The following is a 13683-nucleotide window of genomic DNA, read 5'->3' on the forward strand; positions in this document are numbered from 1 at the left end:
CGGAGAACTCCGCGATCGAGGTGACCTTCTCGGTCAGCGCCCGGTGCTCGATCACCGCGCCCTTCGGCTGCCCGGTCGACCCGGACGTGAACATCGCGTACGCGGTGGTGCCGAGCGTCGCCGGGGTCGGCTGCCAGGGCGCGGTGCCGGTGGGGACGTCCAGCACGGTGCGTCCGGTGAACGCCTCGGCGGCGGGCGTACCCACGACGACGCGCAGCCGGGCCTCGGCGGCCAGCTCGCGCAACCGTCCGCGCGGCAGCGCCGGGTCGAGCGGGACGTACCCGGCGCCGGCCGCCTGCACGCCGAGCAGCGCGACCACCAGGTCCGGGCGACGGTCCACGCAGACGCCGACGAGGTCGTCCGCGCCGATGCCGTGGGCGCGCAGCGACGCGGCCAGCGCGGCGGCCCGGCCGACCAGGTCGGCGTAGCTGAGCGTCAGGTCGCCCTGCACCACGGCCGGGGCGCCGGGACGCCGCCGGGCGTGCGCCGCGACCAGGTCGGGCAGGCACACCTGCGGGTAGGGCAGCTCGGGACCGATCTGCTGGTCGCGCTGATCGTCGCGGACGGTCATCGTCGTGCCTCGATCCAGTGCCGGGTCCGCCGGAACGGGTAGCCGGGCAGCGGCACCCGCCGGCCCGGCGGGACGGCCGGCTCGTCACCGGCGCGCCAGGCGCGGACTGCGGCGTCGTCGTCGGAGGCCGGGTCGCCCGCCGCGAGCGCGGTCAGCCGGCGCACCGCCTCCCCCGCGTCGGCGCAGGCGACCGCGTCCCGGTACGCCAGCCGCCGCCGTCCCACCGCGAGCGTGTGCGCCACGTCGGCCACCGCCAGGTCGCCGTCGGCCAGCCGGAGGACCAGCCGCCGGGCCAGTTCCCGCAGCGCCGCCGGGCTGCCCGCGGACAGTCCCAGCACCACCGGGCCGGGTGCCCCGGCGTCCGGCGCGTCCGTCGCGGGCGCCGGCTCGACCAGCACGTGCGCATTGGTGCCGCCGAGACCGAACGAGCTGACGCCCGCGCGCCGCTCCCCCGTCCACGACCGGGTCTCCGCGCCGACTTCGGCACCCGCTGCGGCCAGGTCGACGTCGCCGTGCGCGGCGGTGAAGTGCGCGGTACCCGGCACCTGCCCGGTGCGGACCGCGTACACGGCCTTGATCAGGGAAATCACGCCCGCCGCGGCGTCCAGGTTGCCGAGGTTGCCCTTCACCGAGCCGAGCAGCAACGGAGCGCGGGCGCCCCGGCGTACCCGGGCCAGCGCGTCCACCTCGATCGCGTCGCCCACCGGGGTGCCGGTGCCGTGCCCCTCCAGGTAACCGACGTCGACCGCGTCCCAGCCGACCGACGCCAGCGCCTCCGCCATCACCGCCGCCTGCCCGGACACGCCCGGCACGGTGAAGCCGGGCCGGTCGGCGCCGTCGTTGTTCACCGCCCACCCGGCGAGCACGGCGTACACGTGGTCGCCGTCGGCGCGGGCGTCGGCGAGCCGCTTCAGCACCACCGCCCCGGCGCCGTTGCCGAACACCTGCCCGGTGGCGGCGGCGTCGTACGGGCGGCACACCCCGTCGGTGGCCAGCAGCCCGCCCGGCCGCAGCCGGTAACCGGCCTGCCGCGTCGAGACCACCGCCGCGCCGCCCGCTATCGCCACGTCGCAGCGGTAGTCCAGCAGGCTCTGCCCGGCCTGGCACACCGCGACGAGCGAGGTCGAGCAGGCGGTCTGGACCGCCACGGCCGGGCCGGACAGCCCCAGCGCGAACGCGGTGCGCGTCGGCAGATAGTCGCAGCCGGAGCCGGTCAGCGCGTCGTCCCAGTCCTCGGCGAGCGTGCCGGCCGCCGGGGCCAGCGCGGGGTTGCCGAGCAGGTGGTGGTGCAGGTAGCGGCTGGGCGCGCATCCGGCGAACACGCCGATCTGGGCCGGGTCGCGGTCCGGGTCGATCGCGGCGTCCTCCAAGGCGTGCCAGGCGACCTCCAGGAACAGCCGGTGCTGCGGGTCGAGCAGCGCCGCCGCCGCAGCGGGATAGCCGAACAGGTCCGCGTCGAAGCCCTCCAGATCGTCGAGCCGGCCGAACGCCGACACCCAGTCCGGTCCGCCCGGCGCGCCCGCCCCGGCCGGGACCCGGCGCACCGAGTCCACCCCGGACAGCAGGTTGCGCCACAGCGCCGGTGCGTCGTCCGCGCCGGGCACCCGGCAGGCCAGGCCCACCACCGCGATCCGGTCGTCCTCGCTCACGCCCGTCCCTCCCCGCCGCCGGCGGCCCGCGCGGCGGCACGGCGGGCCATCCGGCGTCCGACCGCGGTCAGCCGGCCGTCCTCCGGTACGCCCGCGGCGTCCCCGGCCGTCTCCAGGTACGCGGCCAGCGCCGCCACCGTCGGGAACTCCACCAGCCGGGCCAGCGGCACCCGGCGGCCGAGGTGTTCCTCCAGGTACCCCTGCACCAGGGCGAGCTGGAGCGAGTGCCCGCCCGCCTCGAAGAAGTTCACCAGGCGGCCCACAGTGGTCAGTCCGAGCACCGTGCACCAGCCCGCCGCGATGGTCTGCTCGACCGGCCCGGCCGGCGGTCCCCCGGCATCCGGGCGGCCGGCGGCCGGCTGCCCCGCGTGCGGCCCTCCGGCGGCCGGGCAGCCGGCGTCCGGGTCGGGCAGGGCGGCCTGGTCGAGCTTGCCGGTCGGGCCGATCGGCAGCTCCGGCACCGCCACCACCGCCCGGGGCACCATGAAGTCCGGCAGCACACCGGCCAGCCGTTCCCGCAGCGCTCCCGGCTCGACGACCGTACCGGCGGCGCCGACCACGTACGCGACGATCTCCTGCTCGCCCGCGCCGGACGCACCGCGTCGCGCCACCACCGCCGCGTGGGCCACGCCGGGCAGCGCCGCCAGGCACGCCTCGATCTCGCCCAGCTCCACCCGGTAGCCGCGGATCTTCACCATCCGGTCGCCGCGGCCCAGGTAGACGAGCGTGCCGTCGGGCAGCCGCCGCGCGATGTCACCGGTCCGGTACGCGCGCACCCCGTCGTGCTCGGTGAACCGGTCCGCGGTCAGCTCCGGCAGGCCCAGGTAGCCGAGCGCGACGTGCGGGGTCCGCACGACCACCTCCCCGGTGAGGCAGGCGGGGCGTCCGGCCGGGTCGGTGAGCACCACCTCGACGCCCGCCAGCGGGTGCCCGATCGGCACGACTGCCCGCCCCGGGTCGGCGTCCGGCGGCAGGTGGTGCTGCGCGGCGAAGCTGATCTCGGTGGTGCCGTACCCGTTGACGAACACCACGCCCGGCGCGAACGACCGCCGGGCCAGCGTCACGTCGTGCCGGGTGACCTCCTCGCCGCCGAGGACGACAGCACGGACCGACGGCAGCCGCCCGTGCTCGCCGAGGCTCGCCATCACGTACCGGAAGACGGTCGGGGTGGAGTGGTAGACGGTGACGCCCCGGCCGGCGAGCGCACCGGTGAGGTGGCCGAGGCCGTGCGTGCGGACGTCGACCGGGACGGCGGCAGCGCCGGACAGCAGCGCGCCGAACGTGTCGGTGACCGCCATGTCGTAGCCGAACGAGGTGAGCACGCTCGTGCGGTCGTCCGGCCGGACGGCGAAGTTGCGCACGTGGTTGCGGACGCCGAACAGCACGTTGCGGTGGCTCTGCACCACGCCCTTCGGCTTCCCGGTGGACCCCGAGGTGTAGAGCACGTACGCCGGGTCGTCCGGGCGCGCGGGCCCGGCCCGGACCGGCACGCCGGCGTCGCCCCCGCGCAACGACACGACCGGCAGCTCCAGCCCGGCGGCGGCAGCGAGCGTGGCGGCGCGCTCTTCGTGGCCGAGGTCCGCGACGATCGCCCGGACGCCTGCGTCGCGCAGCATCGCGGCCAGCCGGGCCGCCGGGTACGCCGGGTCCAGCGGCACGTACGGCGCCCCCGACGCCAGCGCCGCCAGGATGCCGGTGATCGTGGCGACGCCGTGGCGGCACAGCACCGCCACCGGCGCCGTGACGTCACCCGGCCCGGCCAGCGCTTCGGCGGTCGCGGCGACTGCCGCGCCGAGTTCCCGGTAGGTCACCGTCGCGTCGTCGGCGAGCACCGCCGGCCTGTCCGGGTACGCCCGCACCGCCGCGGCGAACGCGGCCGGGATGGTGTCGCCGCGGACCCGATCGGCCTCGGTGCCGTCGCCACCGTGCAGCCGCCACAGGTCCGGCGCCGGACGCCGCTCGTAGCGGGCCGACGGCAGCAACCCCGCCGACGAGGCGGCCGGGTCCAGCGTGGACAGGACGTCGGCCAGGTCGGCGCGGAGGTCGTCGGCGTACGCGGCGGGCAGCCCGGAGACGGTGACGCCGGCCAGGTCGGGGCTCACCTCGACGGTGGCGTCGACCGGGTGGTCCGGCGGCGCCGGGCACAGCGACCGGCACAACTCCCGGATCGGCGCGTCGGCGGTCAGGTCGAGCGTCACCGGGTCGTCGCCGTGCCGCAGCGTCACCGCGGGGGCTCCGGTGTACCGGCGTACCACCAGGGCGGTGGCGGTGAGGACGACGGCGGCCGGGTCGACGCCCGCGGCGCGCGCCCCGGCGGCGAGCCGCGGCGGCAGGCCGAGCGGCTGCGGAGAGGGGCTCACCGCTGGTCCAGGACGGCGGCGACCACGTCGGCGAGCGTGGACACCTCGGCGTCGGCCTCGGCGATCCGGAAGTCGTCGCAGTAGCTGCCGGTGCCGTGCACCACGATCTCGTACCCGGCCGGCACCAGGCCCCGGTCGACGGCGTTGCAGACGCCGGTAAGCGCCATCAGGATCGACCACTCCCGCAGCCGGGCCGGGTCCTCGGGCAGCGTCAGACCGGCGGCGGAGAGCCACTGCCGGGCGACCGGATAGCGCCGCACGCACTCGCGCCGCGACACCACGATGCCGTCGCCCCCGTGCCGTTCGATGAGCGCGTTCATGGCCGGGGAGGTCACCGGGCGATGGGTGTAGAACGTCGGGTCGAGCACCTCGGCCGGGTCGTCGGTGACGGCCGGGAAGCGCAGGTCGGCGTCCTGCGTCCAGACGCCCCGGCTCTCGTCGAGCGTGTACGCCGGGCAGTGGTCCCGCTCGAACGAGCCGTGGCGCAGGCTGAGCACCATGTCCGGCGTGCCGAGGTGCTGCACGAGCAGGAAACCGGGCCGGTCGGCCGGGTCGGCGTCGCCGGCCGCCTCCAGCACGTCGCGGCCCAGGTTGTAGCCGAGCAGGCCGAACGCGCTGGACACGGCGTGCGCGTGCCAGCGGGAACCGGCGGCGGGCGACACGTCGGCTTCGAAGGCGGCCCGGGCGGCGTCGGCGACCAGGTAGTTGCGCAGGTCGAGCGTGTACCAGAGGGTGACGCCGCGCTTGTCGTACGCGGTGGCCGCGTACTCGTCGACGAACGCGCGGCCGAGCGCCTTCACGCCCTCCGGGTCCGCGCCGGTGTACCGCAGCAGCGGGTTCAGCGCACGGGTCGCGGGATCGTCGGCGAGCGCGTCGTGGCGGAACTTGTGCCGGGTCGCCGCCGGCGCCAGCACCACGATGGACAGCTGCTCCGGGGTCACCAGCCCGGCCGCGTACGCGCGGGCCACCGAGTCGCGCAGCGCGACGCCCTTGTTGCCGGAGGTCGGGGTGACGATGCACAGCCGCTCGCCGGTACGCCGGATGTGCTCCACCGCGCGGGCGACGATCACCATCGAGGCGAACGTCTTCGTGGTCCGGGTGCCCGGGTTGGCGGTCAGGTCGAGCATCGTCAGGTCGTGCCCGCCGTAGTGGCCCAGCGGGGACCAGCTGACCGTGGCGGCGGCGTAGAACTCGCGTACCTGCGGGGTCAGCTCGGGCAGGTCGAAGCCGGGCGCGAAGCCGGGCGTGCCGGGCGCGTCGCCGGGGACCGCGCCGCATCGGCGCACCGCCGACGCGATGACGTCGTAGTAGTCGGTGATCATGTTGCGGGTGGCCGGGGTGGTCACGGTCATCGGGCTTCCTCCAACACACTCCGGGCCGGCGCCGGCGGCACCGTTCGCAGATGGTCACGCAGGGCGGTGAACCGGCAGGCGATCTCGGGCAGCTCGCTCGCGTGCCAGCCGCCGGCCAGGTCCGGCCGGTACGCCGCCAGTGCCGCTCGGGCGCGCTCCGGGTAGCGGACGTGGCCGCCGCCGACCTCGACGCCGTCGAGGCGCACGGCGGCGGTGTTCCAGGCGACCGCCTGCGCCACCGGCAGCTCGGCCGGCAGCCGCAGCTCGGTCCGGCCGCCGGTGAGCCGGACCGGATAGCCGCCCGGCAGTCCCAGTGGCCCGGGCAGGCTCGCCGTCACCTCGTCGCCGGTGGCGAGCGCCGCCACCAGGGCGGCCCCGGCGTGCCCGGCGAGCGCGTTCAGCTCCGGCCGGGGCAGCGCGCGGTAGCCGGCGAGCAGCCCGGTGACGTCCGGGACGGGCCGGCCGTCCAGCCAGGCGCGTACCTCGGCGGTGTCCTCGTCGTCCGGGCCGGGCGCGGCGAGGTGGGCGTGGTGGCCGAGCACCGCCAGGCGGCGCTGGCCGGGACGGCCGAGCGCGGCGTCCAGGCACGCGGCGAGCGTCGCCACGTTGCCGATGCCGCAGCGCACCGGCAGGTCCCGTGCGGCGAGCAGCGGGTTGACCGCGTCCGGGAACGCGCCGTTGACGAGCGTCGCGCCGGGCGCGCCGCCGGCCAGCGCGGCGGCCAGCCGGGACACCAGCTCGGCCTGCAATGCCAGCGTCACGCCGAAGCCGGCCGCGGCGATCAGGTCCGTCCAGGCCGACGGCGCCGCCGCCCGCTCGTACGGCGACTGCGCGGACGCGGCGCAGACCAGCACGTCGGGCCGGAGCCGGGCCATCGAGGCGGCGTCGGCGGCGTACCCCTCCCCCGGGTCGGCGCCGGGTTCGGCGGTGAACGGCCGGGCGGTGACGGCGACGGGGGTTCCGGCGACTGTGGCGCGCACCCGCGCGGCGCGGGCGAGCGCGAGCGCCGCGTCCGGGTCGCGGGCCAGGACCGTCACGCGCAGCGGCGCCGGGGTGGGCGTCGCGGCCAGGGCGTGGCACAGCGAGCGGGCCAGCCGGCCGGCGCCCACCACGACGACGTGCCGCGCGTCAGCGGACCGGGCTGACATCGCGTCCCGCCTCCGTGACCCGGTCGACCCAGTCGGCGAACGACCCGGCGCGCAGGCAGCTCGCCGGGGACACCTCCAGCCCGGCCATCTCCCGTACCCGCAGCGCAATCCGCAGCGCGGTCAGCGAGTGCCCGCCGAGCGCGACGAACGTGTCGTCGTCGTGCAGCGCGTCGACGCCGAGCGTGGCCCGCCACGCCTCGCGCAGCCGGTCGGTGAGGGCGCCGTCGCCGGGTTCCGCAGCAGGCCCGGTGGGCCGGGGCGGTGGTGGTGGCAGCTCCAGCCGGGCGACCTTGCCGTTGGGCAGGCGGGGCAGCCGGTCGACCAGGACGATCTGGTCCGGGCGCATCGCGGGCGGCAGCGCCGAGGCCAGGTAGCCCTGGAGCAGCCCGGTGGTCAGCAGGTGGTCGGCGGGCTCGTCCCGGGGCGTCGCCGCGGGCGGCGGGTCCTGCGGCCGTACGGCGTAGACGTAGCTGACGTCGGCGTCCGCGCCGACGTTCCAGTCGCCGATGTCGTTGACCTCGAACCCGGCCGCGCACAGCATCTCGCGCACCAGCGGGGTGGTCACGCTGCTGCGCTCGACCTCCAGGCAGACCTGGCGGATGCGGGGCCAGTGCTCGGGGCGCAGCCCGCGCAGCACGCTCAGCTCGGCGCCCTCGGTGTTGATCTTCAGCAGGTCGACGCGGTCCAGCCCGAAGCGGTCCAGCAGGTCCGACAGCGTCACCGTCGGCACCACGTGCGCCACCGGGGCGAGGCGGCGGCGGGCGTCCGCGAGTAGCGCCGCCTGTTCGGTCTCGTCGGCGTCGCCGCCACCGTTGCGGTAGTGCGACCGGACCAGGTCGGAGGCGACGCCGGCCCGGTCGGCGCCGAGGCCGGACAGGTAGCTCAGCTCGGGGAACGAGGTCAGCTCGGCGGTGCCCGCCGCGTCGGTCACGGCGGCCTCGACGACCGACGCCGACCCGGCGTAGAGGCCGAGGTTGGCGCGCAGGTACGGCAGGGTGTCCGGGTTCGGTTCGACCGCCACCAGTCGCACGTCGCGCGCCTGCCGGGACGCCCAGAGCGAGAACAGCCCGATGTTGGCGCCGACGTCGACGACCACGGCGCCGTCGCCGACGCGGACGCCGAAGCGGGCGTACTCGGCCTGGTCGAAGATCTGCCGGTAGAGGAAGACCGCCTCGTCCGGCGACGCCGCGGTGACCGCCATGCCGTTCGGCAGCGGGAAGCGCGGCAGCCCGCCGACCGCCGGGGCCTGCCGGGGCTGCGGCACCACGTACCCGACCAGGCGGGGGCCGTCGTCGGTGTCCGGGACCGTCACCACCACCGCGTCGTGCACGGCGGGATGCTCGCGCAGCACGGCGGCCACCTCGCCCGGCTCCACCCGGACCCCCCGGATCTTGACCTGGTCGTCGGCCCGGCCGCGGAACTCCAGGAAGCCCTGCGGCGCGATCCGCACCAGGTCGCCGGTGCGGTAGAGCCGCGCGCCCGGCCGCGCCGGGTCGGCGCGGAAACGTTCCGCCGTCCGCTCGTCGTCGCGCAGGTAGCCCAGCCCGACCGCGACCCCGCCGATCCACAGCTCGCCGGTCCCGCCCTCGGGCACCGGGCGCAGATCGTCGTCGAGCACGTGGGCGGTGACGCCGTCGATGATCCGGCCGATCGGGGCGATGCTGCCCGCGTACGGCTCGGCGCAGTCCCAGTAGGACACGTTGATCGACGTCTCGCTCGGGCCGTACCCGTTGAACAGCCCGCACGGCAGCACCTCGCGCAACCGCCGGACCAGCCGCATGTCCAGCGCCTCGCCGCCGCACAGCACCCGCCGCAGCGTGAGGCAGCCGGCGAACTCCGGCTCGTCGAGCACGTGCCGCAACATGGTCGGTACGAAGTGCGCGGTGGTGACCGCCTCCCGCTGGATCAGCCGGACCAACCCGAGGCTGTCGAACTGCAGGCCCGGCCCGGCGACGACCACGGCGCCGCCCGCGATCAGCGGGGAGAGGATCTCGTGCACCGACGCGTCGAATCCGATCGACGCCTTGTGCAGCACCCGGTCGTCGGCGCCGAAGCCGAACCACTCGTGACCCCAGGCCAGCCGGTTGACCAGCCCGGCGTGGTGCAGCACCACGCCCTTCGGCCGGCCGGTGGAGCCGGAGGTGAACAGCACCAGCGCGGCGTGCTCACCCGGCGGCAGCCAGCCGGTGCGATCGGTCAGGTCGGCCGTCGACCCGGCCCGCGCGGTACGCACGTCCCGCCACCCGGTCGACGCGGGCGCGGCGACGGCGGGCGGACGGTCGGCGTACAGGACGAGCCGGGGCGCGGCCGCCGCGAGCATCTGCTCGGCCCGGCCGGAGGGCAGCTCGGGGTCGATCGGCACCGCCACCGCGCCCACCGCGAGCGTCGCCAGCAGCGACGTCACATAGTCGGCGGACCGGTGCAGGTAGAGACCCACCAGGTCACCCGGCCGCACGCGGGCGCGGCGCAGCAGCTCGGCCGTCGCGCCGGCCCGCTCCCACAGCGCGGTGTAGCTCAGCTCGCCGTCCGGGCCGACGATCGCGGGCCGGTCGCCGCCGGCGCCGGCGGGCCGGTGCACCAGGTCGATCAGGTAGCGCGGGCCGGTCAGGTGGCTCGGGCCGGTCACGGCGCTACCTGCGTCCTCGTCGCGACCGCGACGATCGCCATCCGAGGCACCTCGGCCACGAACTGCCCGTCGGCCCGGTAGACCAGCGGACGGGCCGGCACGTCGTCGCGGCCGATCCCGGCCAGGTAGCGGGTGTGGTCGAAGTGGCGGGTCAGCAGCTGCCACACCTCGTCGTCGGTGAGCGTAGCGAAGTAGTCGCGCACGCCGTACATGTCGCCGACGTAGTCGCGCATGCCCGCGGACGCGGACTCGGCGCTGTCGGCGCGCACGATCAGCGGGTCGTACAGGTCGAGGACGCGTACCGGCAGCCCGGCCGCGGTGAACAGGCCGGTCAGCTCGGCGCGGCTGAAGTGCCGGTAGTCGTGGCCGCCGGCGGCGTGCGGGTGCACCACTTCGCCGAAGAACCCGGCCATCGGGCTGGACTCGTCGAAGTCGTGCAGCACGATCCGGCCGCCGGGTCGGACCACCCGGGCCGCCTCCGCGACCGCCTGCGGCCGCCGGGCCGCCGGGATGTGGTGCGTGCCGTACGCCAGCAGCACCGCGTCCACGCCGGCGTCGCGCAGGAACAGGAAGTGCGCGGCCTGGCGGACGGCGGGCAGGCCGTGGGCGAGCGCCTTGTCGACCATGTGGCCGGACAGGTCGCCGGTGATGAATGCGAGTTTGGACTCGAAGCAGGCCGACTGGCTGCCCGCGGCGCGGGCCACCGTGCCGTCGCCGCCGAGTACGTCGAGGATCAGCGTGACCGGAGCGGCTGCGTCCGGCGTGGCGAGGTCCAGCAGCCGCCGCATACCGGTCCAGCGGACGAGCGTGTCCCGCTGAGCCCGGCGATAGGAATCGCCCCGGCCGGTGGAGTCGGTGTCGAACTCGCTGACCGTGCCGGCCAGTTCCGCGAGGGCCGCGTCCGCGCCGGGACGGCCGAAGTCGAGCAGCTCGCGCAGTTGCGGGTGGAGGGTCGCCACGGTGTGCAGGTAATCGCGTAGGACCAGGGACGGAAGGTACGGCCGGCTCATGAACACCTCGGCGCACGCGACAGTATGCCGCCTCGTCAGCGACGTCCCTTCGGCGAACGGATGGCGAACTTTAACACCGCTTCTCGGCCACTCACCAGGTCGAATACCGGACATTGTGGAAGGTCCGGCGCGGGTACGAGTCCTTACCTGCTCTTTGTCGCTTATTCCGCCACAGGGGTGTGACTGACGACGATGTGTCGCATTAGGTCGATGATTTCCGGCAGATGGTCGGTAAGGAAGAAATGCCCGCCGGGAAACACGTGCCATCGCGGCTCGGTGACACATTCCCGGGCCCACCCCGCGGCCCGTTCCGGGTCCACGTGCTCGTCCCCGTCGCCGAGCAGCACGTGCACCGGCACCTCCAGCGGCGGCCCCTGGCGATAGGCGTACCGCTCGGACAGCGCGAAGTCGGCCCGCACCCCGGGCAGGATCAGCTCCATCAGGTCGCGGTCGGCCAGCAGCGCAGCCGGCGTGGCCCCGAAGTCGCGCAGCGCGTCGATGAGACCGGCGTCGTCCAGGTCGTGGACGCGCCGCCGTACCAGCCGGGTCCTCGGCGCCTCCGCGCCGCCGACCAGCAACGCCAGCGGTGCGGGCGCGCCCCGGCGGCGCAGCTCCCGGGTCACCTCGAACGCCACCAGCGCCCCCAGGCTGTGGCCGAACAGCAGGAACGGCCCGGACGCCCGCTCGGCGACGGCCGTCGCCAGCGCGTCCACCAGTTCCGCGAGGTCGTCCACCGGTGGCTCGTGCAGCCGGACGCCCCGGCCCGGCATCAGCGCGACCTGCACCGACAGCTCCGGCGCGGCCAGTTCCCGCCACTGCGCAAAGGAGGCGGCGACGCCGCCGGCGTACGGGAAGACGAACACCTGGGCGTCGCCGGTCGAGGATCCGGCCGGCCCGAACCAGCGGCTCGCAGTCACCTGGGACATGGCCAGGAGCATAGGGCGCACGGCGCGGCGGACCGCCGCGCGGACGCCGGTCCGGCACGCCCGCGCCGGGCACCGGCCGGTGCTACGGTGGACCGGAGTGATCCAGTGGCGATCAGGCAGGCAGGGAGACCAGACATGGCGGGTGACGACGACATCTCCGGGTGAGACCGGACATGTGACCGACCACAGGCAGGCGCCGTGGTCGCGTCGTCGTACCCCGAGACCGTGTCCCCCGCCGGGCGGCTGAGGTCCGCCCGCCCTCATCTTCGAGGTCGTCTTCCTGATGTCCGATTCCTTCGTCGTCTGCTCGAACCTGACCTTCTCCTGGCCGGACGACACTCCGGTCTTCCAGAACCTCTCCTTCACCCTCGGCGCGGGCCGGACCGGCCTGGTCGCGCCGAACGGCGCCGGCAAGAGCACGCTGCTCAAGCTGATCGCCGGTGAGCTGCGGCCCGCCGCCGGGTCGGTCACGGTGCACGGTGTGCCGGGCTACCTCCCGCAGAGCCTGCCGCTGTCCGGCGACCTGACCGTGGCGCAGGTGCTGGAGATCGCCCCGCTGATCGCGGCGCTGCACGCCATCGAGTCCGGCGACGCCGACGAGCGGCACTTCACCACCATCGGCAACGACTGGGACATCGAGGAGCGCACCCGCGCCCAGCTGGACCGGCTCGGCCTCGGCGACCTCGCGCTCGACCGGCGGCTGGACACCCTCAGCGGCGGGCAGGTCGTCTCGCTCGGCCTGGCGGCGCAACTGCTCAAACAGCCCGACGTGCTGCTGCTCGACGAGCCCACTAACAACCTCGACCTCGACGCCCGGCACCGGCTCTACGACGTGCTGGAGCAGTGGACCGGCTGCCTGCTGCTGGTCAGTCACGACCGGGCGCTGCTGGACCGGATGGACCGCATCGCCGAGCTGGACCGCGGCGAGGTGCGGTTCCACGGCGGGAACTTCACCGCGTACGAGGAGGCGGCGCGCGCCGCGCGGGAGGTGGCGGAGAAGAACATCCGCAACGCCGAGCAGGACCTCAAGCGGGAGAAGCGGGAGTTGCAGGAGGCCCGCGAGCGGGCGGCCCGCCGGGCCGGCAACGCCGCCCGCAACCTCAAGAACGCGGGGCTGCCGAGGATCGTCGCCGGCGGCATGAAGCGGGACGCGCAGGTGGCCGCCGGCAAGGCGAACGAGATGCACTCCGGGCGGGTGGACGACGCCCGGGCCCGGCTCGACGAGGCCGAGCGGGCGCTGCGCAACGAGCAGAGGATCTCGGTGGAGCTGCCCGCCACCGAGGTGCCGGCCGGCCGCACGCTGCTCACCGCCGAAGGAGCGCAGATCCGGTACGGCGACCGGCAGCTGTTCGCCACAGGTGGCGTCGACCTGACGATCCGGGGACCGGAGCGGATCGCTCTGCTCGGCGGCAACGGCGCGGGCAAGTCCACGCTGCTGCGCCTGATCAACGGCGACCTGGAACCCGAGCAGGGCCGGATCAGCCGGGCCGACGGCCGCATCGCGTACCTGTCGCAGCGCCTCGACCTGCTGGACTCCGACCGTACGGTGGCGGAGAACCTGGCCGCGTTCGCGCCGCAGGCCCCGGATGCGCAGCGGATGAACCTGCTGGCCCGCTTCCTGTTCCGCGGCGCGCGGGCGCACCTGCCGGCCGGGGTGCTCTCCGGCGGCGAGCGGCTGCGGGCGACGCTGGCCTGCGTCCTGGGCGCCGAGCCGGCCCCGCATCTCCTGCTGCTCGACGAGCCGACGAACAACCTCGACCTGCTCAGCGTCGCGCAGTTGGAGAGCGCGCTGAACGCGTACCGGGGGGCGCTGCTCGTGGTCAGCCACGACGAGCGGTTCCTGGCCGCGATCGGGGTCGAGCGCTGGCTGCGGCTCGCCGACGGGCGCCTGACGCAGACCGGTCCCCCGGACGCCGCCTGACAGTGAGGATGTAGGGGTGGGGTCACCCGGCCTGGTCTGACTCACCGCCTGACCGACGTTGCTGTCCTGGAGCGGATCCGTCGGCTTGGTCCGGGTGACCCCGTTCCTGCACGTCACTGG

Annotated in this window: 9 protein-coding genes (1 of these 9 only partly in view); 1 reads left to right on the forward strand and 8 read right to left on the reverse strand. The window is 75.5% G+C overall.

What is annotated here, in order from left to right; all coding sequences use genetic code 11:
* From BAW75_RS23965 to BAW75_RS24000, 8 genes are all read right to left on the reverse strand, one after another.
* Positions 1 to 571: the 5' portion of a non-ribosomal peptide synthetase gene (locus tag BAW75_RS23965; protein ID WP_104114995.1), read on the reverse strand. It extends 2939 nt beyond the left edge of the window; only the first 571 of its 3510 coding nucleotides appear in the window; it begins with the start codon at positions 569 to 571; its stop codon lies beyond the left edge, outside the window.
* Positions 568 to 2220, reverse strand: coding sequence for a beta-ketoacyl synthase N-terminal-like domain-containing protein (locus tag BAW75_RS23970; RefSeq protein ID WP_104114996.1), 1653 nt, complete (start codon positions 2218 to 2220; stop codon positions 568 to 570). The genes BAW75_RS23965 and BAW75_RS23970 overlap by 4 nt, the downstream gene beginning before the upstream one ends.
* Positions 2217 to 4580, reverse strand: a complete 2364-nt coding sequence (locus BAW75_RS23975) for a non-ribosomal peptide synthetase (RefSeq protein ID WP_104114997.1) — start codon at positions 4578 to 4580, stop codon at positions 2217 to 2219. The genes BAW75_RS23970 and BAW75_RS23975 overlap by 4 nt, the downstream gene beginning before the upstream one ends.
* Entirely contained in the window at positions 4577 to 5932 is a 1356-nt protein-coding gene (locus BAW75_RS23980; RefSeq protein WP_104114998.1) for a DUF6002 family protein, read from the reverse strand. Before BAW75_RS23980 ends, BAW75_RS23975 begins: the two co-directional genes overlap by 4 nt.
* Positions 5929 to 7080: a potassium transporter TrkA gene (locus BAW75_RS23985; protein ID WP_104114999.1), complete on the reverse strand. Its 1152-nt coding sequence runs from the start codon at positions 7078 to 7080 to the stop codon at positions 5929 to 5931. Before BAW75_RS23985 ends, BAW75_RS23980 begins: the two co-directional genes overlap by 4 nt.
* Complete coding sequence (locus BAW75_RS23990; RefSeq protein ID WP_244206244.1) at positions 7061 to 9706, reverse strand: amino acid adenylation domain-containing protein; 2646 nt, start codon at positions 9704 to 9706, stop codon at positions 7061 to 7063. The genes BAW75_RS23985 and BAW75_RS23990 overlap by 20 nt, the downstream gene beginning before the upstream one ends.
* Entirely contained in the window at positions 9703 to 10665 is a 963-nt protein-coding gene (locus BAW75_RS23995) for a class I SAM-dependent methyltransferase (protein WP_244206245.1), read from the reverse strand. Before BAW75_RS23995 ends, BAW75_RS23990 begins: the two co-directional genes overlap by 4 nt.
* A 212-nt stretch (positions 10666 to 10877) precedes the next feature.
* The gene (locus BAW75_RS24000) at positions 10878 to 11642 is read right to left on the reverse strand and encodes a thioesterase II family protein (RefSeq protein WP_244206246.1); all 765 of its coding nucleotides are present in this window, start codon (positions 11640 to 11642) and stop codon (positions 10878 to 10880) included.
* Between the two features lie 283 nt (positions 11643 to 11925).
* On the opposite strand from BAW75_RS24000, the gene abc-f reads away from it, so the two are divergent.
* Positions 11926 to 13563, forward strand: a complete 1638-nt coding sequence (gene abc-f, locus BAW75_RS24005) for a ribosomal protection-like ABC-F family protein (RefSeq protein WP_104115002.1) — start codon at positions 11926 to 11928, stop codon at positions 13561 to 13563.
* Positions 13564 to 13683: the final 120 nt, after the last annotated feature.

This window comes from Micromonospora chalcea, assembly GCF_002926165.1.
Lineage (GTDB): Bacteria > Actinomycetota > Actinomycetes > Mycobacteriales > Micromonosporaceae > Micromonospora > Micromonospora chalcea.